The organism is Zunongwangia sp. L-65, from assembly GCF_056859415.1.
This window is the reverse complement of the sequence record NZ_JBSXOK010000069.1, coordinates 172,961-197,346: the sequence shown is the minus strand read 5'-3', so window position 1 is coordinate 197,346 and position 24,386 is coordinate 172,961. Positions and strand designations below refer to the sequence as shown.

General features: G+C 32.9%; 23 protein-coding genes. 16 read left to right on the top strand and 7 right to left on the bottom strand.

All coding sequences use genetic code 11. From position 1 onward, the window contains the following. Nucleotides 1–8: 8 nt before the first annotated feature. Both AC13DP_RS14720 and AC13DP_RS14715 read left to right on the top strand, forming a co-directional pair. Complete coding sequence (locus AC13DP_RS14720; RefSeq protein ID WP_483068015.1) at nt 9–1,415, top strand: RagB/SusD family nutrient uptake outer membrane protein; 1,407 nt, start codon at nt 9–11, stop codon at nt 1,413–1,415. A gap of 12 nt (nt 1,416–1,427) precedes the next feature. Beyond that, entirely contained in the window at nt 1,428–4,235 is a 2,808-nt protein-coding gene (locus AC13DP_RS14715; protein ID WP_483068014.1) for a M16 family metallopeptidase, read from the top strand. A 49-nt stretch (nt 4,236–4,284) separates the two neighbouring features. On the opposite strand, the gene AC13DP_RS14710 is transcribed toward AC13DP_RS14715, so the two are convergent. The 7 genes from AC13DP_RS14710 to AC13DP_RS14680 form a co-directional block, all read right to left on the bottom strand. Next, nucleotides 4,285–4,563: a DUF6520 family protein gene (locus AC13DP_RS14710; RefSeq protein ID WP_483068013.1), complete on the bottom strand. Its 279-nt coding sequence runs from the start codon at nt 4,561–4,563 to the stop codon at nt 4,285–4,287. A 23-nt stretch (nt 4,564–4,586) separates the two neighbouring features. Next, on the bottom strand, nt 4,587–5,069 hold the full coding sequence (locus AC13DP_RS14705) for a MauE/DoxX family redox-associated membrane protein (RefSeq protein ID WP_483068012.1): 483 nt from the start codon (nt 5,067–5,069) through the stop codon (nt 4,587–4,589). A 101-nt stretch (nt 5,070–5,170) separates the two neighbouring features. After that, nucleotides 5,171–6,067: a helix-turn-helix transcriptional regulator gene (locus AC13DP_RS14700; protein ID WP_483068011.1), complete on the bottom strand. Its 897-nt coding sequence runs from the start codon at nt 6,065–6,067 to the stop codon at nt 5,171–5,173. Between the two features lie 18 nt (nt 6,068–6,085). Then, on the bottom strand, nt 6,086–6,460 hold the full coding sequence (locus AC13DP_RS14695; protein WP_483068010.1) for a DUF7793 family protein: 375 nt from the start codon (nt 6,458–6,460) through the stop codon (nt 6,086–6,088). Nucleotides 6,461–7,003: 543 nt separating this feature from the next. Next, entirely contained in the window at nt 7,004–7,573 is a 570-nt protein-coding gene (locus tag AC13DP_RS14690; protein WP_483068009.1) for a YceI family protein, read from the bottom strand. An 89-nt stretch (nt 7,574–7,662) separates the two neighbouring features. Further along, nucleotides 7,663–8,940 (bottom strand): hypothetical protein, encoded by a 1,278-nt coding sequence (locus AC13DP_RS14685; protein WP_483068008.1) that lies wholly within the window; start codon nt 8,938–8,940, stop codon nt 7,663–7,665. Between the two features lie 22 nt (nt 8,941–8,962). Next, nucleotides 8,963–9,502: a YceI family protein gene (locus tag AC13DP_RS14680; RefSeq protein WP_483068007.1), complete on the bottom strand. Its 540-nt coding sequence runs from the start codon at nt 9,500–9,502 to the stop codon at nt 8,963–8,965. Between the two features lie 309 nt (nt 9,503–9,811). Here AC13DP_RS14680 and AC13DP_RS14675 point away from each other — a divergent pair, with 309 nt between their 5' ends. From AC13DP_RS14675 to AC13DP_RS14610, 14 genes are all read left to right on the top strand, one after another. Next, nucleotides 9,812–10,300 carry a UpxY family transcription antiterminator gene (locus AC13DP_RS14675; RefSeq protein WP_347407317.1) on the top strand — a complete coding sequence of 163 codons (489 nt, stop codon included), beginning with the start codon at nt 9,812–9,814 and terminating at the stop codon, nt 10,298–10,300. A 333-nt stretch (nt 10,301–10,633) separates the two neighbouring features. Continuing rightward, nucleotides 10,634–11,635 (top strand): mannose-1-phosphate guanylyltransferase, encoded by a 1,002-nt coding sequence (locus tag AC13DP_RS14670; RefSeq protein WP_347407318.1) that lies wholly within the window; start codon nt 10,634–10,636, stop codon nt 11,633–11,635. 23 nt (nt 11,636–11,658) lie between these two features. Further along, complete coding sequence (cysC, locus tag AC13DP_RS14665) at nt 11,659–12,255, top strand: adenylyl-sulfate kinase (RefSeq protein ID WP_347407319.1); 597 nt, start codon at nt 11,659–11,661, stop codon at nt 12,253–12,255. Between the two features lie 10 nt (nt 12,256–12,265). Beyond that, nucleotides 12,266–13,171, top strand: coding sequence for a sulfate adenylyltransferase subunit CysD (cysD, locus tag AC13DP_RS14660; protein ID WP_347407320.1), 906 nt, complete (start codon nt 12,266–12,268; stop codon nt 13,169–13,171). Nucleotides 13,172–13,202: 31 nt separating this feature from the next. After that, on the top strand, nt 13,203–14,462 hold the full coding sequence (locus tag AC13DP_RS14655; protein WP_347407321.1) for a sulfate adenylyltransferase subunit 1: 1,260 nt from the start codon (nt 13,203–13,205) through the stop codon (nt 14,460–14,462). 33 nt (nt 14,463–14,495) lie between these two features. Then, complete coding sequence (cysQ, locus tag AC13DP_RS14650) at nt 14,496–15,284, top strand: 3'(2'),5'-bisphosphate nucleotidase CysQ (protein ID WP_347407322.1); 789 nt, start codon at nt 14,496–14,498, stop codon at nt 15,282–15,284. Nucleotides 15,285–15,318: 34 nt separating this feature from the next. Continuing rightward, a complete protein-coding gene (locus AC13DP_RS14645; RefSeq protein WP_347407323.1) occupies nt 15,319–16,713 on the top strand; it encodes a nucleotide sugar dehydrogenase in 1,395 nt (464 codons plus the stop codon). 72 nt (nt 16,714–16,785) lie between these two features. Continuing rightward, nucleotides 16,786–17,736: a GDP-L-fucose synthase family protein gene (locus tag AC13DP_RS14640; protein ID WP_347407324.1), complete on the top strand. Its 951-nt coding sequence runs from the start codon at nt 16,786–16,788 to the stop codon at nt 17,734–17,736. 40 nt (nt 17,737–17,776) lie between these two features. Continuing rightward, nucleotides 17,777–18,901, top strand: coding sequence for a GDP-mannose 4,6-dehydratase (gene gmd / locus AC13DP_RS14635; protein ID WP_347407325.1), 1,125 nt, complete (start codon nt 17,777–17,779; stop codon nt 18,899–18,901). 103 nt (nt 18,902–19,004) lie between these two features. After that, nucleotides 19,005–20,021, top strand: a complete 1,017-nt coding sequence (locus AC13DP_RS14630; protein ID WP_347407326.1) for an NAD-dependent epimerase/dehydratase family protein — start codon at nt 19,005–19,007, stop codon at nt 20,019–20,021. 65 nt (nt 20,022–20,086) lie between these two features. Further along, nucleotides 20,087–21,418: an oligosaccharide flippase family protein gene (locus AC13DP_RS14625; protein ID WP_347407327.1), complete on the top strand. Its 1,332-nt coding sequence runs from the start codon at nt 20,087–20,089 to the stop codon at nt 21,416–21,418. 33 nt (nt 21,419–21,451) lie between these two features. Further along, nucleotides 21,452–22,105 carry a hypothetical protein gene (locus tag AC13DP_RS14620; protein WP_347407328.1) on the top strand — a complete coding sequence of 218 codons (654 nt, stop codon included), beginning with the start codon at nt 21,452–21,454 and terminating at the stop codon, nt 22,103–22,105. Nucleotides 22,106–22,147: 42 nt separating this feature from the next. Beyond that, nucleotides 22,148–23,434: a hypothetical protein gene (locus AC13DP_RS14615; RefSeq protein ID WP_483068006.1), complete on the top strand. Its 1,287-nt coding sequence runs from the start codon at nt 22,148–22,150 to the stop codon at nt 23,432–23,434. Continuing rightward, a complete protein-coding gene (locus AC13DP_RS14610; RefSeq protein WP_347407330.1) occupies nt 23,424–24,362 on the top strand; it encodes a sulfotransferase in 939 nt (312 codons plus the stop codon). The genes AC13DP_RS14615 and AC13DP_RS14610 overlap by 11 nt, the downstream gene beginning before the upstream one ends. The last annotated feature ends 24 nt before the right edge of the window (nt 24,363–24,386 follow it).

Genomic DNA, 24,386 nt, shown 5'->3' with positions numbered 1-24,386 from the left:
TATAACTCATGAAAATTATATCAAATATTTCAAAATGTATCATTGTCATCGGCTGCTTTCTGATCTGGTCCTGTGAAGATTTTGTGGAAGTAGAAACTCCTGATTACTTTCTAACCACTCAGAATGTTTATAACAATGATGAATCGGCAGATAGAGCTCTAAGAGGAATGCTGAACCAGTTATTCAATATAAGCTTTGCCAATGGATCTTATCAATCCGTGAGTTTTCTGGGAGGTTTATCAGCAGATAATTATGATCTATACTCGAACTCGCAAGAGCTAATAAGCTTCTATTATAATAACATCCCTGTAAATAACAATAACAACCTTAGCTTATGGAGTGGAGCCTATAATGCGATATATCAATCAAATGCATTACTGGAAGGCGTTAGGGATAATTCTGATTTATCAACGGCACTTGTAAATAAAATTGAAGGGGTTTCAAGATTCGTTCGTGCCTTCACTTATTTCCACCTTTTAAACCTTTACGATGAAGTCCCATTGATTTTGACCACCGACTATCAATCAAATGCACTTGCTAGTGAAACAGATCGTCAGGAAATTTATAATCAAATCATTCTGGATCTTGAAACTGCGAGCGAATTGTTATCTGATAGGTATACCGATAATGACCGTACCGTTCCCAATACTTATGCTTGTTATGCTTTACTCGCCAGAGTTCATTTATTTTTAGAAAATTACCAGGCAGCAGAAGACTATAGTTCATTTGTGATTCAGGCAAGTGACCAATACACTTTGTTATCAGATTTCGACATGGTATTCCTTGCAGATAGTGAGGAAGCTATTTGGCAGATTTCACCTATTGGATGGGGAACAAGTTTCACACATACCCGCGATGGTAACGCTTTAATTAAAACACCAACTACCAGTACTCCAGTAGCATTATCAAAAAACTTTTTGGAAAGCTACGATCCTACTGATCTACGATTAGAAAATTGGGTGGATTACATTATTCAAAACGAAGACACGCTATTTTATCCTTATAAATATAAAATTCAATATGAAAATTCTGGAGAGATCACTGAATATTCCATGGTTATGCGTTTTGCCGAGCAATATCTAATAAGGGCAGAAGCCAGAACCATGTTATCAAAATTCGCGCAGGCTATTGAAGATATTAATACGATAAGAGAGCGATCAGGGATTAGTCCAATTTCAAATACAGAGGATTCACACAATCAAGACCTCATCCTGCAATTGGTAATTAATGAACGTAGAAAAGAACTCTTTAGTGAATGGGGACATCGTTGGTTCGATTTAGTACGATTTGAAATGCTTGAGGAGCTTAGTGAAAAAAACAATTCCGAATTCAGCACCCCCAGATCCTGGTTATTTCCTATTCCAGATAGTGAACGGGAAAGAAATCCTAATCTTAATCAAAATCCAGGATATTAAATGAATAATTATATGCAAATACATAAAATAATACTTCTATTAATTGTATTCAATGTCAGCAAATTATACTGTCAGGATGTTCCATTGAAAAACTCAAATGATCAAGAAGGAGTGATTATTGATAGCCTTGCAAACGGTTTAAAGTATATTATTAAACCTATAAATGACGAAAAAAGAAATTTTTTAAGTCTTGTTATCAAAGCCGGATCAGCAATGGAGGAAGAAGATCAATTCAACAATGCTCATTTATTGGAGCATATAGCTTTCAATTATCTTTTTCATTTTCCGAACATATCCAATAATGATCAATTATATATAGATTTAGGTGTAAAAAAAACAAATTACGTAGCAAATACCGGAGGATATAGAACACGCTATATTTTTGACTATCCTGCCAATAACACACGTGGTCTCGATACCATTTTAAGCATATATTCTGATATTATTTCAGGTAATGTTATATTTAATGAGCATCAGATTGCTTTAGAGCGAAAAGCCATTTATCAGGAATATTTTTTTGGTAATAGCTCGAGAAGATATCCATACCTTAAAATTGAGGAAACCTTATTTGGGTGTACATCCACATATCCTGATCCTGATCACTACGAGGATTTTATATTAAAAGGTTCCAATCAGGCTTTAAAACGTTTTTACAGGCAATGGTACCAACCGGATCTTGCAACTTTAATTATTACCGGAAATTTTGAAAATATCGAAGAAGTACGTGAAAAAATTAAACAGAAATTTGCGGCTATCCCAAAACCAAAAAGAGAAATAAATTCCCTTAAAGATTGTTCAAAAGATATATTACAAAGCGAGTCATATTTTATTACCAAAAATCAGTATGATACAGCAAAGCTTCAAACTGTTTTTCAATTTTACTACAGGGATAATAGTAATCGGTTTAAAGGATTTGACAGTTCAGAATATCCATTCCTGAAAGAAATTTTAAAAATCATCATTAATTCAAGATTACAGAAATTAAAACATAATTATGAATCTAAGTTCAGTGCATATTTTCAAGATAATATGCCATATCCAGCCTCATTTTTAGAAATCAATCTACTGGAAAATCCTAAGAAAAGTATAGGCAAAGTTTTTGGTGTTCTTCAGTCTTTCAAAGAACAAGAGATAACGGCGGATGAATATAGATTAATTGAAAATTACATAAATGAGGGGACTGAAAATAAACTATATAGTTCGTCAAGAGACTGGTTAAATTTTTACGATCAAAAAATTGATCATCCAAATGCTGGAATGGAGAATAAAAAACTCCGCGAAAAACTGCTTGCAAAACTGACCATCTCAACATTAAATACCGTATTGAAAAATTATAGCTGGTATCCCGATGACATAGCTATTATCGTTCCATTCAATACTAGTGAGAGTGAATATTCGAGGGCGCAAGTAAATAATTGGATAAAAGAAGGTTTATCAAAAGCCTTTATCCCGGAACCAATTGATAAACCCAATCAGCTTTTAAAAAAAATTCCTGAAGAAGCGAAAATTATCGATCATCAATTTGGTTCCATAAATGAGGATATCATCACTTTTGAGAATGGACTTAAAGTAGTTTTGAAAAGTAACTCCTGTATATCTGGAAATCATAAAGATAAAATTATGATCAGGGGCTTTAGCCAATTTGGTAGCAGTCAATTTAAAGAAGAAGAAATTCAGGCTGATTTTTCTCCACAAATCATTAAATATAGTGGTTTGGCGGAGCATTCCTATTTCGAAATAAGGAACTTTCTGCAAAACACCAGTATTCTATCGGGTTATAACGATTACATAAACAAATATGAAACTGGATTCGAAAATGAGGTGGTAGCTGAAGATTTAGAACGCTTCTTAGCGTTGATTTATTTATCCTTTACAAAACCAAGGTATGATGCAAAAGCATTTGAATATTGGAAATATAAAGAACTGGAAAGTTTTACTAGAGCTCCTAATCCTCAAATAGATTTTAATGATTTTGTAAAACAAAAATTAGATATGTCTGGACTTCCTCGTGGTGAAAAACGTTACGAGCAAAGTAAAAAAATTAAGTATCATAAATCTTTCTCTTTGTATAGAGAGTTACATAATAATCCCAGTAATTTCACGGTCATAATCACAGGGAATTTTGTAAAAAAAGAAATTATCCCGTTGTTAAGTCGATACCTGGGAAGTATAGAATTGAATAAAGAAGATAGCAGCTTACAAGCTCTGGATAAGAATGACACTTTATTAAATTCAGTTGCTTTTACTGAAAAGGATACTGTAACGCCTAATTCTCCTTATCGGGTAAAGAATAGATTTTTGACGATTGATTATAGAACAAGCCTGGATTCCAGAACATTTGAAGAAGAGATTCATACGGAATTAATAAAAACAGCTATTTTTCATCGTTTAAATGAACTTCGTTTTAAAGCACAGCTGGGTGTATATTTTTATGCCGCTACACAATCTATTAATTATGACACCGGGACCAGGGACATTCAAATCAACCTTCAATGTGATAGTAAGGACTACCAGCAAGTATTGAAATATTGCCAAAAAATCATAAAAGAACTCAAAAATGAGTTACAAAATGAAAGCTTTTTGAAACTGGTAAAAAGCAGCATGTATTTGCCTGGATGGTCTAATAGATTTGAACCCTCAAATAAATCCGATATGAATCGACTTTATAATAGCTATAGACATAAAATTCCTTTAGTATCCATAGCACAATCTCAAGAATATATAAATAAATTAAATGTTAGCGACCTGCGTAAGATTGCCAATGACTATTTAAATAGTTATAATTCCTGGATATTCACAAATAAAATTCAAAACAAATAAAAATAGAGGCTGCCTTAAAAGCAGCCTCTTAAAGGATAACACCTATAGATTATCTTTCAATAGTATAGGGTATTTGTGATCCTCCGTCCTTTTCCTGGGTCAATCCTTCATCCATAAACACTTGATAGACCGTACCAAGATCATCAGAAAATCTTACCTGGCAAGGCTCAGATGTTTGAGAATTACAAGGATCCTCTGATAGTTGAACCGCTGTACCATTTTGCTCTATCCATCCATTAGACTGTTGCTCATTAGCTTTTGTTGAAAAAGCAAGACCAACGGCCATTGCGATTGCCATTACTGGCATTAAAATTTTTGAAGATTTCATAATTTTTGAGTTTAAATTCATGCCTACTCTATCCTCTCAGGTTTTCGGCTTCCCCTGCATCGTCGCGCAACAATATTTTTATATTCATCATTTGTGTTAAGATATATTCCAAGACCACTTAAGAGGGTAAGACTTACATTGAAAATTAAATGCTCTTTCCAACTTAATTCACTTATAATACCTCCGCAGGAACATGGTAGGTTTTCACTAAAAACAAGTATGCCACCTATGTAAATGCTAAAAAGAAACATCAGTAAAAACACCAGGTACCATCCTTTTCTTAAGTATTTACCACTGATAAGCAATCCTGAAATGCCTATTTCTACCACTGGTATTACAATGGAAACAAATCGAGCAATAATGGAATACCCAAAAATGGGACTATTTAAAAGATCATTGTAAAACTTTCCATAATCAATAAGCTTGCTTACAGCAGCATATAAAAACAATACAATGAAAAGAAACCGGATTATGAATTCAAGTTTTGTTTTTAGCGCTCTTTCCATGATTATTACTATTATTTGATTTTCAGTAGAATAAAATTGCATAATAATACTTAATCAAAGCAGGAGTTAACTTGTCAATTTCCTATAAATAGACCTATTCTTTATGAATTGCGAACAATATCTCGATACTGTTTAGGAGATAATTTTGTTATATTTTTAAAACGTTTTGAAAAATCGGGATATGATCCATAACCCATTTTTATTGAAATTTCCGTCAGACTAAAGTCACTATATTTGATTAATAGTTTACATTTTTCAATGCGTTGCCTGGCATGATACTGAAACGGAGTGTATCCGAATATATCTTTAAAACCCTTAGTTATCTTATGAACATTCGTATTAAATTTTTGGGCCAGGTCTTCTATGCTCAATAAAGGCTCTTCCAGATGATGATGTATGTAAATCTGAATATTATGAAATAATTGCTGATCCCATCTGGTATAGGTTTTTAACCTGGTTTTCTTTTGAAGATCGTATTGGTTTTCTGTGATTTGCAGTAAAAATGAGGTAACAATATATTCCTTATCAAATTTTGAGACGATGGTATCTAAGTGGATATTCAGTAGTTTGTCAAATTGATACTCCAAGAGGGTATAAAAAGAGATGTGCTCAGATTTTTCTAAAGATTTTATTTTTTCAAGCCAATTTTTTCTGGAAGGTTTAGCTAGTAATTCCTTAAATGGTATACCTATAAAATCATTGGTCTCTACCAATTCATTTTTTGGAGTATCATAACTTATTCTTTGAATATGAAGTCGATTATCTAAAAGGAAATTCGCTGTTCGAATTCTTATGGCTTCATTATAGCGGTTGATCCACAAAAACTGCTTCCTGGAGCGATTAAGTTCTTGACCAGTCTGATTAATATAGGTAGTCAACCCTTCAAGTTCATCTTTATAACGGCTTCGCCTAATTTCATAAGGAAAGTTTCCTTTTGCTATCTCTGTCAATAAGCGATAAATGCCACGTAAATTCTCCCTATTAAATTCACGTTCCATATTTTCATAATTTATGTTTTACTTTTTTAAGATATATGGTTGTAAAAATTTAAGTGTTTGATACTCATTAGTAAAGAAAGCTATTGGCTTTCTATGAATAAGGTTCTCGATATAGAATTGTGTTAAGCTTATGGAAATCGGAGAGGTCCCATAGAAAGCTACAGCTTTTATAAGAGTATCTCCTTGGGTGGCCAGATAATACCTGGCAAGTGAAGTGGATCCAATGACACCTGAGACGTCACAGAAAACGGGGTATTCTTTGTTCTGTTGAAATAAAATACGATCACTAACTATTTTTTTGGCAATTTTTAGATCAATGATAGTATGGTCCTTATAACGTACATGCAGAATATTATCATAAATCCAATAGGTGCCATACTTACCTTCATACATAATTGTGAATATTTTTAGTTAAGAATGGTGAACCTTATAGTAAGAATCCGCTAGGATTATTTAGGTCAAGTGTTTAGCAAATATAAGATATATTTAAATAGGAAAACTTGTCAATTTTTCTAATAGACTTGTTTAATTTATAGTTTTATAGTTAAAATTTAATAGAAGTTTGCTTAATGTGGTGTTTCCTGTTGAGAAGTGGAATATTTTTCTATTTGAAGATGGGCTATTTATATAAGAAAAAATATGCAATAGAAACAGTCTAGAGAAAGGGGGACTGCTAAATAAATATAAAAAAAGTTGGGTTGAACCACCTCAATAAATATTGTGAGCAAATAAGTATTGAGCAATGAAACAAAGTTTTATAAAAACTTTTAGAATAAACTTAGAGCTTATCTATCGGATTTTAGCTAAAACTAAATTGATCTCTTGATATCACACCATAAAGATCAGTTGTAGACTAAATAGTGAATTTTATATAGCGACTATAGGGTTGAAAAGGGTAGTTGAGTGTTTTCTGTTAAATTTAAAAATATCTCAGATTTATTCATTAAAATAAAGATCGAAGGCAATTTGTATTTCCTTTTTTACTTTTATCAAGCCAAAGACTTTTTTAGGAGGTTCCAGTTTAAAGTCGTCAATATTTAGATGAATTATCCCTGTATAATTTGATTTTAAGTCATCAATTTTTACGGGAACTTGATAAGGTTTTTCAATTCCGGCAATTTCAATATTTAATGTGATTAAAGCGGAATGATGAGTTAAGAATTTAAGTTCTTTCAGGTCTAAAGAAATGAACGGGTATTCTTCAGATTTAATTAGTGCTTCAAAATCTCGGTTTATTGGTCGGCTGCCGCAATCAAATGCTTTCGCATTAAGTTTTAAAGAAGTGTTTTTGAAAATAAACTTTTGTTGGTTCCTTTCAAATTTTGTTATGAGTTTTTCCGGCAATTCTTGCGGATTAAAAACACAGGTGAAACTATTGATATTGGTGTCTCCACTAATTTTTAGCTGTGATTTTTTAGAAATCAGTAGTGTTTTTTGTTCCAGATTTTGGGAAAAGATTATGGTGCTTGTAAATAAAGCGAATATAAAAAATGCTATAGTTTTCATTGTAAGGGGATTTAAATGAAACTTTCATTCGAAATAAGAAAAATAAAGGAGAGCGACAAAATCGCTCTCCTAATTGAATCTGAATTTATTTAAAAGCTAATCACTGCTTCAACTGTTGCACCGTTGAATTTGCCTTCATTTAAAATGCTTGTTTGGCTAAAGTCATCATAATTTTGAACTACATATTCAGCTTTTAGTAAGATGTTTTTGGTCATAAACCATCCTGCTGCAGCTTGGAATCTGTTGATGTTTACATCTTGTCCAGAAATGTCTTCAGCGTCAACTACGTTGTAACGAGCACCGATATAAATATTTTCATCAAGTCCAAATCTGTAAATTAACTCACCTGCATATTGGTTAGTGGTTCTGTCATCAACTTCAGCACTACCTTTACCTGTAGCTGTTTCAATTGTTCCAAAGAATTCAAGACCTCTATATTTTACGAAAGGGTTAATCATAATGGCAGTGATTTCGTTAGATAATTTAGGGTCGTATCTTGAAGCTCTAAAATCGTCACTTTCACTACCTAAGGCTTGCATTACATTATAATATCTGGCACCTGCTCTATCTGCGCTGTATAAATAAGTGTTAGGAATATAGCCAGTGTTATACATAGAACCAGTAAGGCGTACTCTTAAATCATTATTAATTTGTTTGTCATATCCTAGTTTAGCTAAAAATGAAGCGCCTCCGGTTTTACCATAATCATTTTCTGATACAGATTGGTTTAATTTACCGTTTGTAAAACCTACCATTCCTATAAATCCATTACGACGGTAGTATAGTTCAGCTCCAATTTCTGTAGTGAATGCATCCATGATTAAGTTACCAACAAATGGGTTATAAATGGCTTGTGCGTTATCAGATCTACGGAAGTGAGCATCACCATAGTTGTTTTCCATATGACCTATTTTAATAGTCGTGTATTTCATAAAGTCTTCTAAAAAGCCTTCGTGCACGAAGTTTAATTTATCAACTAATAAATACCCACCTTTTACATAAGGGTTGTTGTGGTTTCTAGAAGATAGGTAGGTACGAAGGTGCATTCTGATCCCATCGTAAAGTGCTACGTCTATATCGAAGTTGGCAGTAGGTAAGTTAAAGTTTTCACCAATTCCTTGTATTTGATAGCCTTCTAAATTAGCATTTTCGTTATCTAAAGCTTGGAACTGTAAGGCCAAAGCACCACCAATTCTAACGTCTAAGCCATCAAAAGAAGATATAGTGTCTTTTGGTGCTTCAAAAACATTTATACCATTTCTATCAGGCTCGCGATAGTTGTCAAGACTTCTGTTGTTTTGAGCTTCCATGTTTAGTCCAATGAAAAGGAAAGCTGCAATAGCGGAAATTTTAAATATAGTTCTCATGTTAATAAAATTATGTTGTTGATTATTGGTTTACTTGAAAATTGAAGTTTATGGTAACTTCTTCACCTGTTTTGATAGTACCCATTAGCGCTGTTGGAGGTTCAATGCCAAAGTCTGTCATATTGATGGTGTGTTTTCCAGAAATTTCTACACCCTGACTCGCTTTTTTAGTACTTACAGGAATGGCAACTGTTTTTGTTTTACCATTTATAGTAAGTTTTCCTGTTATTTTACTTGCACTTACTTCAGTTGAAGAAAACTTTACAGTTGGATAATCATCTTCATTAAGGGCTTTGTAAGCATTTTTGTCCATCCCGCCTTTACCACTTTCTAGTGATTTTACAGGAATTTCAACTGAAATCTTTGAAACATTTCCGCTGTTGGTTTCTACGTTTGCAACAGCTTTTTCTGAGGTCATTTCCCAATCATGAATGTTGGAAGTGCCTTCGACAAGGATTTCAGTTTTAATTGGTTTTAGGTTCTGACTGTTTACTGATGCTCCTATAAAAAGAAAAGCTAGTAGGGCGAATACTGCATAATAATTGAGGGATTTTGTTTTCATGGCTTTATTGTTTTTGTTTGGTACAAATGTCCCCCAATAGGTCAGTTTAAATTATGATTATTATCATGTTTCGTAAAAAATGCGGTCGATTGCTGAAGACTTTTTAACTATAACGCTGTAGTTTTGATGTGGTTTATGCATATCTGTAAATGTTCGTAATTAATTCCCATGTGAGCACAAAATCGGATGAAAACATTTATATTTACACCTTCAAAATTCTGATAAACTAAAAATTTTTAGAAAACCCACAGATTCGTTTTTTTTGATTTCTTGCCCCAGTTTAGTTTTGAATAGTTAATAGTTATTGCTATGCCTTGGTATGTGATTTATACAAAACCAAAATCAGAGATTAAAACAGCCAAACGTCTGGAGAAAATTGGGGTAGAGGTTTTTTGTCCTGTTAAGAATGAAATACGGCAATGGAGTGACCGTAAAAAAAAGTTTACAGTTCCGTTATTTCCCTCTTATCTGTTTGTTAGGCTTGAAGAAAAAGATCGTGCAATAGTGTTTGATGTGCCTTGGGTGAATAATTATTTATTCTGGCTGGGCAAACCTGCGATAGTGCAGGATAGTGAAATCGATATTATTAAAGAGTGGATTAATGAGGACGCCGTAGAGGATATACAACTAGTTCATTTAAAACCAGGAGATCGTCTTGTTATTAAAAAAGGACCTTTTAAAGATAGGGAAGCGGTGGTGCAGAAAATAGGAAAAAGAAAATGCAAACTGGTACTACCTACTCTGGGAATACTACTAGAGGCTAAACTAAATGAAGTTTATGCTTCTGAAAATTACTAATTATAAAAAATAGAACCATTGTAATTACAGGATTACTATTAAAGTGAATTGTTTTTTGTAATTAAGATAATAGTAACAAAACCTTAAATTTATCTTGGCTAAATTAACATTTATTTATAGGTTAGTGTGCTGTAAATAAATAGATTTGGCGTTCAATTTTATGAGAAAATAATTAAAAATTTAAGAAGATCTAGGTCGTTGGTATAAACAATGCGGGATCTTTTTTCTTTTTTTTTAAAGAGCTGAAAATCAGATCGTGGGAATTTTTATATGTGACTCCTGTGGCGGAGCCGTGGAAAATTTTATCTTTAAAGCAAACTAATTAAACAATCTATGAGTGCGACTTATCATGTGATTCTTACCGGAGGTGTAGGTAGCCGTTTATGGCCACTTTCCAGAAAATCACAACCTAAACAATATTTAGAGATTTTTAAGAATGATTCTTTATTTGAACTTGCGATAAAAAGAAATCAGAAGTTTTCTGATGGATTAATTGTAGTAGGAAATAAAGATAACAGGAGTTTGTCTATAAGTAGTTTAAAGAAACTTGGAATAAATAGCTATTATGAAATTGTTGAGGCTACTCCAAGGAATACGGCACCGGCGATTGCTTTTGCGGCTTTTCAGGTAAAACCAGAGGATATATTAGTGGTGACTCCGGCAGATCATATTATTAAAGCCGATAGAAATTATGATCATGCAGTTTCAAAAGCAATAAAATTGGCCCAAGAAGGTAATATTGTGACTTTTGGGGTTACACCAACAAGACCAGAAACCGGATATGGTTATATAGAAAGTGAGGGACAAAATGTAGTGTCTTTTCGGGAGAAGCCTAATTTAGAAACTGCAAAGGATTTTTTACATAAAGGTAATTTTCTCTGGAATAGTGGGATGTTTTGTTTTAAGGCAGGCGTTTTTCTTTCAGAATTGGAAAAATATGAATCAAAAGTCTATAAAGCATCGAAGGAAGCTCTCGAAAAGTCGGAAGAAGGTAGATTAGATGAAGAATTATCCATGGAGATTCCTTCCATAAGTGTAGATTATGCCGTAATGGAGCGTAGCGAACTTATTAAAGTGGTAAACGCCGATTTTGAATGGAGTGATATGGGAAGCTTTGAGGCTGTTTACGATTATTTTGTAGAATCAGGGTATCCTATAGATGCAGATGGAAATATGGTTATAGGCTCCGATAAATTTACCGCTTTTGTAGGATTGAAAAATTGTATTTTTGTAAATACAAAAGATGCTGATCTAATTTTATCTAAAGAAGCTTCACAAGATGTAAAAGGTGTATATCAATCTTTAAAAGATTCTAAATCGTCATTAGTAAATTAACAACTATAAGTCTTGAACGAAATATGGGCAACATTATACCACAGGATTATCACATATCTCGAAAACAGCGAGTTAAAGTCAAACATCATAATTCCTTTGTTATATGGTTTACTGGTCTTTCGGGCTCGGGCAAATCAACACTGGCAAGTTTAGTAGAAAAAGAATTATTTGAGAAAGGTATCCATACTTACTCCCTTGATGGAGATAATATTAGAGGAGGTGTAAATAAAAATTTAGGTTTCACTGCATCTGATAGAGAGGAGAATTTAAGGCGTATAGCCGAGGTGGCTAAACTTTTTGTTGATGCTGGAATAGTTGTGATTGGGGCTTTTATCAGTCCGTTAGAATCGGATAGAAAGAAGGTAGAAAATATAATTGGAGCGAGGGATTTTGTAGAAGTTTTCGTAGATACTTCTGTAGAAGAATGTGAAAAAAGAGATGTAAAAGGTTTATATAAAAAAGCGCGTTCAGGAGAAATTAAAAATTTTACAGGAATTAGTGCTCCTTACGAAAAACCTATTAATCCGGATGTGATTATAGAAACAGAAAATACCTCAATAGAGGAATCAATAAAAAAGGTTTTAAATTATATTATGCCTAAATTAAAACTAACTAAATGAAAAAACTGTTATGAGTAAGTATTATTTAAATTATTTAGATGAATTAGAATCAGAAGCCATATATATTCTAAGAGAAGTTTGGGCTCAATTCGAAAATCCTGTAATTCTTTTTTCAGGAGGTAAAGACTCTATTTTAGTTACTCATTTAGCTAAAAAAGCATTTTATCCTAGTAAGATACCTTTTGCGTTAATGCATGTGGATACAGGACATAACTTCCCTGAAACTATCAAATTTAGAGATGATTTAATTGAAGAATTAGGCGTTAATTTAATTGTAGGTTCTGTACAGGAATCTATAGACCAGGGTCGAGTAGCGGAAGAAAAAGGGAAAAATGCAACTAGAAACGCTCTGCAAATCACGACGCTTTTAGATGCTATTGAGACTAATAAAGTGGATTGTGCCATTGGAGGGGGACGTAGAGATGAGGAGAAAGCTCGTGCGAAAGAACGATTTTTCTCGCATCGGGATGATTTTGGACAATGGGATCCTAAAAATCAACGTCCCGAATTATGGAACCTATTGAATGGTAAATATTTTGAAGGTGAGCATTTTAGGGCTTTTCCTATAAGTAACTGGACTGAAATGGATGTTTGGAATTATATCAAAAGAGAAAAAATCCAAATACCATCACTTTACTTTGCCCATGAGAGAGAAGTTGTTTGGAGGAATAATTCATGGATTCCCATGTCTGAATTTTTACTTTTAGAAGAAGGAGAGAAGGTTGAAACGAAGAAGATAAGATTTAGAACACTTGGGGATATTACGATTACCGGAGGAATAGAATCCGATGCTGACACTTTAGGGAAAATTGCAGAAGAAGTCTCGGCGATGCGTAAAACAGAAAGGGGTGATCGAAGTGATGATAAACGGTCTGAAACAGCTATGGAAGATCGGAAAAAGCAAGGCTACTTCTAATATACTATCTTCAATTTATTAATAAAATATTATGGAAATTAACGATAATAATCAATTACTTAGATTTACAACAGCAGGCAGCGTAGATGATGGAAAAAGTACTTTAATCGGTAGACTTTTATACGATTCTAAGTCCATTTTTGAAGATCAGCTGGAATCTGTTACGGCAACTAGTTCGAAAAAAGGACATGAAGGTGTAGATCTAGCTTTATTTACTGATGGCTTAAAAGATGAAAGAGAACAGGGAATTACCATAGATGTAGCCTACCGATATTTTACAACTCCTAAACGAAAATTTATCATTGCAGATACTCCTGGTCATATTCAGTATACGAGAAATATGGTAACCGGAGCTTCGACGGCAAATGCAGCTTTGGTTTTAGTTGATGCCCGGCATGGTGTTATTGAGCAGACTAAAAGGCACTCGTTTATAGCTTCATTGTTGAATATTCCCCATTTGATAGTCTGTGTAAATAAAATGGATTTGGTTGACTTTTCCGAAGATCGTTTTAATGAAATTACAAGAGAATTCGAACAATTTTCTTCGAAATTATTGGTGAAAGATATTCGTTTTATACCAATCAGCGCTTTGTTAGGAGATAATGTTGTTAACCGTTCAGAAAATACTTCTTGGTATGATGGTGGGACATTATTGAATATTTTAGAAACACTTCATATTAGTAGCGATATTAATAAAATTGATGCGCGTTTTCCTGTGCAAACAGTGCTTCGCCCTCAAAGTGAAAAATACAGAGATTATAGAGGTTATGCTGGGAGAATAGCAAGTGGAATTTATAGAATTGGCGACGAAGTGTCTGTTTTACCATCTGGTTTCAATTCTAAAATTAAATCTATCAATACGGGTGAAATTGAGATTGAAGAAGCATTTGCTCCTATGTCAATTTCAATGACTTTAGAGGATGATATAGATATAAGCCGCGGCAATATGATTGTAAAGAAAAATAATCAACCTGAACCCTCTCAGGAATTTGATGTCATGTTGTGTTGGTTAAACAATGAATCTGCTAAACCCAGAGCGAAATATATTATTCAACATACTTCCAATGAGGAACGTGCAATGATTAAGGAAGTTGTGTATAAAATAGATATCAATAGTTACGAAAGACAAAAGGGAAATAGTACTTTGGAAATGAATGATATTGCTAGGGTGAAAATACGCAGTACACACCGCCTTATGATTGATGCCTATAGGGACAACCGTAATACAGGAAGTATCATTCTGATTGATGAGAATACTAATGAAACGGTTGCAGCCGGGATGATTGTGTAATCAAAGTCCCTTCTTTTAACAACTCTAATTATTATGGAAGAATTATTAAAAATGGCGGTAGAGGCTTCACTAAAAGCTGGAGGAAAAATTATTGAGATTTATGAGAATGATGATTTTGAGGTAGATTTTAAGGGCGATGACTCTCCCTTAACTAAGGCGGATATCGCATCCCATAATGTAATTATGGATTTTCTTAAAGAAACAGGTATCCCTGTTTTATCAGAAGAGGGGCGTGATATTCCTTATGAAGAGAGAAAAAATTGGGAACAGCTTTGGATCGTGGACCCAATAGATGGCACTAAAGAATTTATAAAAAAGAATGGAGAGTTTACAGTTAACATTGCCTTGATTGAAAATCAAAAACCTGTTCTTGGAGTTATCTATGTGCCTGCTCTACAAAACCTTTATTATGCATCAGCGACACAAGGTTCTTTTAAAGCCGAAAATATCGGTTTTGATGCGAGCCTGGAATCCATTTCCGAAGCATCCCAAAAACTTCCGTTGAAACTTACTAAAGATAATTATACAGTAGTGGCTAGTAAATCCCATCTTTCCAAAGAGACTGAAGATTATATTGTAGAGCTTAAAAACAAATATGGAGAGGTTGAGACCATATCGAAAGGTAGTTCACTTAAGCTTTGTATGGTAGCCGAAGGTGTGGCAAATTGTTATCCACGGTTTGCTCCTACAATGGAATGGGATACTGCCGCTGGACAGGCAATTTGTACTTTTGCAGGTAAAGAAGTTATAGATTATAGAACAGGTAAGGAAATGCTTTACAATAGAGAGAATTTGCTTAATAGCTGGTTCATTGTACATTAAAATTATTTGGACTCATTATATATCAAATTAGATTATGAAGATTAAAAATATCTGCTGTATAGGAGCCGGTTATGTTGGTGGACCAACAATGTCGGTGATCGCACAGAAATGCCCGGAAATAAATGTAACTGTGGTAGATCTTAATGAAAAAAGAATTGAAGCCTGGAATGATGAAGATGTAGAAAATATACCCATTTATGAACCGGGACTTTCTGCTGTAGTTAAAGAAGCAAGAGGGCGTAATCTATTTTTCTCGACAGATGTGGATGAAGCCATCGATAAAGCAGATATGATTTTTATTTCGGTAAATACGCCAACCAAAACCTATGGAATAGGTAAAGGAATGGCAGCTGATTTAAAGTGGATTGAATTATGCGCAAGACAGATAGCTAGAGTGGCTACTTCGGATAAAATAGTAGTTGAGAAATCTACATTACCTGTAAGAACTGCTCAGGCGTTAAAAAATATTCTGGAGAATACTGGGAATGGAGTGAATTTTCAAATTCTTTCTAATCCTGAATTTTTAGCAGAAGGAACCGCAGTAGATGATTTGTTAAACCCAGATAGGGTTTTAATTGGCGGAGATATCGATACTGAAAAAGGCAGGGAAGCTATGAGAGCTTTAGTTGATGTGTATGGACATTGGGTTTCTAATGATCATATCTTGACAACTAATGTTTGGTCTTCCGAGTTATCAAAATTAACGGCGAATGCTTTTCTAGCTCAACGGGTTTCAAGCATTAATGCCATGTCGGAATTATGTGAGGTAACGGGGGCCGACGTTAATGAAGTGTCTAAAGCCGTAGGAATGGACTCCAGAATAGGAGCGAAATTTTTAAAAGCCTCCGTTGGTTTTGGAGGTTCCTGTTTTCAAAAAGATATTTTAAACCTGGTGTATATTGCTAAAAGTTTTGGATTGAATGAAGTAGCTGATTATTGGGAGCAGGTGATTATTATGAATGATCATCAAAAAAGACGCTTTGCTGCTAATATTGTAAAAACCCTTTATAATACGGTCTCCGGAAAGAAAATTGCGATGCTGGGTTGGGCCTTTAAGAAAGACACAAATGATACTCGCGAAGCCGCTTCCATATATGTTGCCGATTATTTACTAAATGAACAGGCAGAAATTGTAGTGTATGATCCCAAGGTTACTGCAGAACAAATTTATGCCGATTTGGATTATCTAGGTTCGAGAACGGGCGAAGAAAACAGGAAATTAGTGAAAATTGTCAATTCAGCACAAGAAGCTTGTGCTGATGCTCATGCCGTCGCCTTAATGACCGAATGGGATGAATTTTTAGACCTTGACTGGGAGGCTATATATAATAAAATGTTAAAACCGGCATTTTTATTTGATGGAAGGAAATTGCTGAAAAAGAAAAAAATGGTTGATTCCGGCTTTAAATTTTATGCTATAGGGAATTAATTCAACAATGATAAAAGATAATTTATTTTATCAATAATTTTAGTTATCAAAAGTTAGACTTATTGTTTAGACATGGATAAAAACTCTAAAATATATTTAGCTGGGCACCGGGGGATGGTTGGTAGTGCCATTTGGAGAGCCTTAGAAAAAAAAGGCTATTGTAATTTGCTTGGCCGAACAAGTGCTGAATTGGATCTTAGAAATCAAAATGAAGTTAATGATTTTATTGCTGAGGAAAATCCAGATGTGATTATTGATGCGGCTGCACGTGTGGGGGGTATTTCTGCCAATAATGATTATCCATACAAATTTTTAATGGAGAACATGCAGATTCAAAACAATTTGATAGAAGCAGCTAATAGATTAGAAGTTAAAAAATTTATATTTCTCGGTAGTTCTTGTATCTATCCAAAGTTTGCACCACAACCATTAAAAGAGTCCTATTTACTAACTGGACCTTTGGAGCCAACCAATGAATGGTATGCTATAGCAAAAATAACTGGTGTCAAGGTATGTCAGGCCATAAGAAAGCAATTCGGTAAAGATTTTGTAAGCTTGATGCCTACCAATTTATATGGAAGTCATGATAATTTTGATCTTGAAACTTCGCATGTTTTACCTGCGATGATTCGTAAGTTTCATGAAGCTAAGGAAAACGATAATAGTACTGTTCATTTATGGGGAAGTGGTACACCTATGCGAGAATTTCTTTTTGTTGATGATATGGCCGCTAGTGTGGTATTTGCATTGGAAAATGTACTTCCAGACCATTTGTATAATGTAGGTACCGGTATTGATATTACCATTAAGGAATTGGCTGAAACAATTCAACGAAGGGTTGGCCATAAAGGTAATATTGCTTGGGATACTTCTAAGCCAGATGGAACACCTCGTAAATTAATGGATGTTACTAAAATGAACGATTTAGGATGGAAACACAAAATTGATCTAGAAGAAGGAATAGAGAGAACATACCAATGGTTTCTTGAAAATATTGAAAACTTTAAAGAGGTTAAGTTATAAAACTTTAATACAAAATTAATATATACATAGTACTTTAATTATGAAAGTCGCACTAATCACGGGAATCACAGGTCAGGATGGATCTTATTTAGCTGAATTATTATTAGAAAAAGGTTATATGGTTCATGGTATCAAAAGACGAGCTTCCTTATTTAATACGGATCGTATCGATCATTTGTATCAAGACCCACATGATCCAAATCAACGCTTAAAGTTACATTATGGTGATTTGACAGATTCCATGAATTTAACTCGAATTATCCAAGAAACGCAACCCGATGAGATTTATAATTTGGGGGCGATGTCTCATGTAAAGGTTTCTTTTGATTCCCCGGAATATGTCGGTAATGTAGATGGTTTGGGTACCTTGCGAATTTTGGAGGCTGTACGCTTGTTAGGTTTGGAAAAAAAGACCAGGATTTACCAGGCTTCTACTTCGGAGCTGTATGGAGGCTTACCTGAAAATAAAAATGCAAATGGTTTCTACGATGAAACCTGTCCTTTTTATCCAAGATCTCCTTATGGAGTGGCAAAAATATATGGATTCTGGATTACTAAGAATTATCGTGAAGCTTATGGTATGTATGCTTGTAATGGAATCCTTTTTAATCATGAATCACCAAGAAGGGGCGAGACTTTTGTAACTCGAAAAATCACTCGTGCCGTTGCTAAGATAGCTTTAGGCTTACAGGATAAAATATATTTAGGAAATCTCGAAGCCCAACGTGATTGGGGGCATGCCAAAGATTACGTACGTATGATGTGGATGATATTACAAGCTGAAAAACCTGAAGATTGGGTAATTGCAACAGGTGTGACTACAACTGTTCGCGATTTTGTACGTATGGCTTTTGAGGAATTGGGTATTGAATTAGAGTTTAAAGGAGAAGGAGTTGATGAGAAAGCCTATGTGATAAATTGTAAAGGAGACTATAAGATAGGGGTCGGGAAAGAAGTACTTTCAGTAGATTCTTCGTATTTCCGTCCTACAGAAGTAGATTTACTATTAGGAGATCCTTCTAAAGCAAAAGAAAAGCTGGGTTGGGTGCCGGATTATGAGTTAAAGGGATTAGTGAAGGATATGATGAAAGGTGATATCAGATTAATGAAAAGAGATGTGGATTTACTAAAAGCTGGACATAAAATTTTAAAGCAGATAGAGTAGGAATAGGTTGGAAAGTTTCTTTTTATTTGTGGGATAGTCATCATGAGAAATATAATGCATTGAGCTAACTTGACTCTCTGTATTTTATTAAAAAAATAAAGCTATGAAAATATTAGTAACCGGTTCAGCTGGATTTATTGGTTTTTTTCTTTCTAAAAGGTTGATACAGAGAGGGTATGTTGTAGTTGGATTGGATAACATAAATGATTATTATGATATAAATTTAAAATATGCTCGATTAAATGAGTTAGGTGTGTCTAGAGAGAATGCTGAGAAATGGGGGATTAAGTCTTTGTCTTATAAATATAAAGATTTTTCATTTATCAGAATGAATTTAGAGGATAGAGAGCTATTGCCAGAATTGTTTTTAAAGGAAAAATTTGATGTGGTTTTTAATTTAGCCGCACAAGCTGGTGTGCGTTATAGTCTTGAAAATCCTGAAAGCTATATAGATAGTAATATAGTCGGATTTTTGAATGTTTTAGAATGCTGTCGTTACAATAAGATTAAACATCTGTTATATGCAAGTAGTTCTAGTGTATATGGAGAAAGTAAAGAAGAAGTTTTTTCAATTGAACAAAGAGTAGATCATCCAATAAGTTTGTATGCTGCTACAAAAAAAAGTAATGAGTTAATGGCTTTTACCTATAGTCATTTATATGGACTTCAAACTACGGGTTTAAGGTTTTTTACTGTCTATGGTCCGTGGGGCAGGCCTGATATGGCTATGTTTTTATTTACAGATGCTATTTCTAAAGGAAAAGCTATTAAAGTTTTTAATAATGGAAATATGAGTAGAGATTTCACTTATATAGACGATATTATACAAGGTATAGAGATTTTATTATTAAAAGAGCCAGCAAAAAATCAACAACCACCATTTAAGATTTTTAATATAGGAAATGGCTCGCCTCAATCTTTAATGTCTTTTGTAAAAGCTCTAGAAGAAAATATGGGTAAAATAGCACGTAAGGAATTTTTGCCTATGCAGCTCGGAGATGTGCCACGAACTTCAGCAGATATAAGAGAACTAGAAAAAATTGGTTATAATAGCAGTACTAGTATAAGGGATGGAGTGGGTAAATTTGTTAAATGGTATAAAAATTTCTATGAGAAATAGGGATAAATTAAAATTTATTCTTATTAATTTTTAATTTACATGATGGTTGTTATCTATTTTTATTTATGTTAAAGAAATTAATACGGTTTGGTTCTCAAAAATTAGCCTTGCTTGATGAACATACGTTAGAAGTCTTACGAAAATCTATGGCTTCAATAGGAGTGAAGATAATTGGAATGGTTGCTAGTTTACTCCTTAGTGTATTTTTAGGAAGAACTCTCGGAGCTGATGGGGTAGGAATAATTAATTTGAGTAATCGTATTATTACTTTATTAAGTGTAATTGGTCTCTTTGGAATGCAGCAAGTAGTAATTAAGAAAGTATCTGTTTATCGAAAAAAAAAATATTATCAGGCTATAAAAGACTTAATGAAAAGTGTGTTCTGGTTTAATGGAATGATAACTTTGATACTCTCAATTTTAATGATTTTAATTACTCCATGGTTGGCAAATGAAGTTTTTAATGAACCAGAATTGACTTATCCTCTTACAGTTGTATTGACAATGCTAACTCCTCAAGTTTTTTCAAGGATTTATTCATCTGCACTTGTGGGCTATAAAAAAATTTGGCAAAGTAATTTAGTGAATCAGAGTTTAAGTGTTATCATTACAACAATAATGCTTTTTTTTATTTGGTGGATAGAGGGTGAATTATCAGTATATATAGTAGCTATAGGTTATGCAGTGGGTTGGTTAATAGTAACATTCACTGTAGGGATTTATTGGAATAGTATTTTTAAACATAAAATTAAAGGAATATTTAACAGGAAATATCTATATAATTCCTATCCTTTCTTCATGGTATCAGTGTCATCAGTAGTTTTTATAAATGCAGATGCTATAATTTTAGGACTATTTGCAAATGCTAAGGAAGTGGGGTTATATACTGTAGCTGCTCGGATTGCTTTAATGGCAAGTTTTTTTTTACAGATAACAAATTCTTCAGTGTCTCCTAAGATTGCAGCATTATATGCTGGAGGGCAATTGGATGAACTTGAACGAATGATACAGAAAGTGACGAAAGCATTATTTTTCTTAGGACTTTTTGTGTTGCTTATATTCATATTTCTAGGAAAATATATATTAGGTATATGGGGTGAAGAATTTGAAGGCGGATATTGGATTTTAGTAATACTAGGAGTTGGTCAATTTATAAATTTAAGTACTGGAGCTGTTGGTTTGCTCTTAATGATGACCAAATATGAGAAAATTCACGGACAAATTACAATGCTTTTTTCTGTATTTAACATTATATTTTTAGTTGTTTTAGTTCTTTTTTTCAATGCTATTGGAGCCGCGATAGGTTCAGCTTTTACAATAATAGGATTAAATTTAACTACCTTGTTCTTTGTCCAAAAAAAAGTAGGAATTACTACTTTGTCCTTTAGAAAAAAATAATAGATGTATTAATGTTAATAATGACTAAAATAGATGATAAATAGAGCCACTTACTTATTAAAAGGTAAAGTTATACGCGGTAGTAGATCAAGTCTTAACCCTATTATAATAGCAGGTTTAGGAAGATGTGGTACAACATTGCTGCATAATAGTTTTAAAATGAATCATTATTATATTGCTCATGATGACTTCTTAATGTTTTCTAAAAATTCTCCTGAATTTAAATTAAATCATTTATATAAAACTCATGATTATCCACCACAATTTTTACCTGAAAATGTAAAACTTATATTTATGTATGGAAATCCAATGAATACAGTTATATCTTCTCATCGAAGAATTAATGAATGGGGAAAAGCTCATCACGAACATTTGGGTTCTGATAATTTTGTACCGAATGATACAATTTTTTATAATGATACATTAAAATTAAATGAGCTATTTGATGCTTGGAACCGACCTCAGGGGTTTGAGTTTTTAAGTATTCGATATGAGACTTTATATACCTCAGGAACTATTAAAACAATTTCTGATTTTGTAGGATTTGATTTTAAATTATTACCGGAAAAAAAACGTCAGACTAATTGGAAAGTGCATCCGTTAAAAGAAGAGTTGCTTAAAGTATATGGAGATCTTAATGAGAAAATTTTTAACGCGCCGGATTATTTAATAAGGAGTAAAAGATAGAAATCAAAATTTTAATGTCGATAGGTGAGATATAGTGATAGATTGTCAAAATTAGATAGATTTGACTATTTTTATTTTTTTGTGATTGTGATTTATGCTGCTATGGCTTTACCAGCTACTAAAAATATGGTGAAACCTCCTTCAGGTGGAATTATTGCATTCATAATACCTTGGGGACTTACTGCTATTTTTATTGTAAAACATAAAATAAGTTTTATTGATAGAAAATTGACAATGGTCACCTTGATATATTTTGTATGGGTTATATTACAAATAATTAAGTATCGTATTGTCTATGATGGAGCATTTATTTATTATGGGAATATATTAATAGCATATATTTTAATAAAGATATATGGTTATCGAATGTTTTTATTGTACGAAAAGTTTATTTTTTTTTTGAGTATTATAGCCTTATTAGGTTGGGGGTTACAAATTATTGCTCCAGCTCCTTTAACTCTCTTTATGAAGGCTACAAGTCTTTATGGATTTTCGCAAGAAAGTACTATTGTTGCTAATAATATTTTTTTTTCACTTTCTAATTATTCAAAATATTTAGCACAAGGATATATAATTCCACGAAATGCTGGTTTTGCTTCAGAGCCTGGTAGGTTTGCAGTAATGTTAGTTTTTGCAATTTTATCTAATTTAATAAGAACTAGATTTAGTTTGAAGCATAATAGAATTTTTTGGATATTAAGTTTTGCGTTAATATCGTCACAATCAACGACTGGTTTGTCTGGTTTTATGTTGATTTTATTTATTTATTTCTTAAATCAAAAGGTAAAAAAAAGAGTTACTTTAATTATTGTTTTTATTCCCCTTGCTTTAGGTATAATTCTATTACCCTTTATGGGAGAAAAAATTTCTGAATTATGGTTTAATAATGAAGATGTTCAAAATGCAGTTTATCTGGCGCAGTATAGGGAAGAAGGAGATAGGGTTCTTGTTCCTCAGAGATTTGTAGCGATTATTTTTGAGTTAATGAATATTAAAGATTCTCCTTTATTGGGATACGGAATAGATACTATTCATTCCTATGTAAGGAGGAATATATCCCCTTTTATTTCTTTACCAGGAGGTGTATTTGCAATTGTATCTCAATTTGGAGTAGTAATAGCATTTTTAGTATACCGCCAATTATATAAAAGTTCTTTTTATTTTCAGGAAATATATAGGTATAAAGGAAAATGGGTAATATTTATCTTGTTTATATTGATGTCATTGAGTTATTCTTTGTGGTTTGCGCCCTTTTTTTCTACAATTTGGCTATTTCATTTATTTACTCCGTCTAAATCTAAATTAGTTCTTAAACAACATGGCAAATAAAAAAGCGAAATTAATTTACATTATTTCACAGGGGCATTCAGGTTCTACACTTCTTGATTTAATTTGTGGAACTTTACCTTCTGTCTTCAGTATGGGAGAAATGCATTTTTTTTCATGGCAGTTGAAACAAGGGGAAGTTCCAGAAGATTTACAAACCTATTGCTCTTGTGGAATGTCCTTTGATAAGTGTGAATTTTGGTCAAATGTTTTAAAGCAAATCAATGATGAGTACCAAATAGATATTTATAAGAATCCTGAAAGATTTAATATATCTATTAATAGGGGGATTGTCCGTCATAAAAAATATATGGTACATAATCTATTGAATAAAGCATATAGCTATGCAATGAGAAATTCAAGATTTTCTTTTGTAAATGAAATTATTTATCTATTCTATAAAAAGTCTATAAAGAACACCTGGTCGTTATATGATAAAGTAGCAGAAAACTCAAATTGTAGTTTTGTAGTAGATTCATCTAAAAACTTTGTAAGATACATGCTTTTAAAACGTTTCAGGCCTAATGATGTTAAAATGATTGTTTTAAAAAGAGATATTAAAGGTGTTGCTTCATCAAGCCATCATGGCTTAAACGAATATGTAATTAGAAAAAGAGCAAAGGGATGGAATAAGTTCTACAATAAAAAAATTCCAGCATTACTTAGTGGATTAAGTGAAGAAGAATATATGGTAGTTAAATATGAAGATATGTGTAGGGATTATAATGAATTAAGAAGGAATGTAGCTAATTGGTTAAAAATAGAAGGGAATATAGACGATATAAATCATATTTCGCCATATAATTATCATACTGTTCAAGGAAATCCTATGAGACTTTTAAAAAAGGACATAAAAATTAGGTTTGATGAGCGTTGGAAAGAAAGATTGTCTGAAGAACAAATTAATTGGTTAAATAATTTAATAGAGTGAAGCACTAAGTAAGCTTAGGATGCA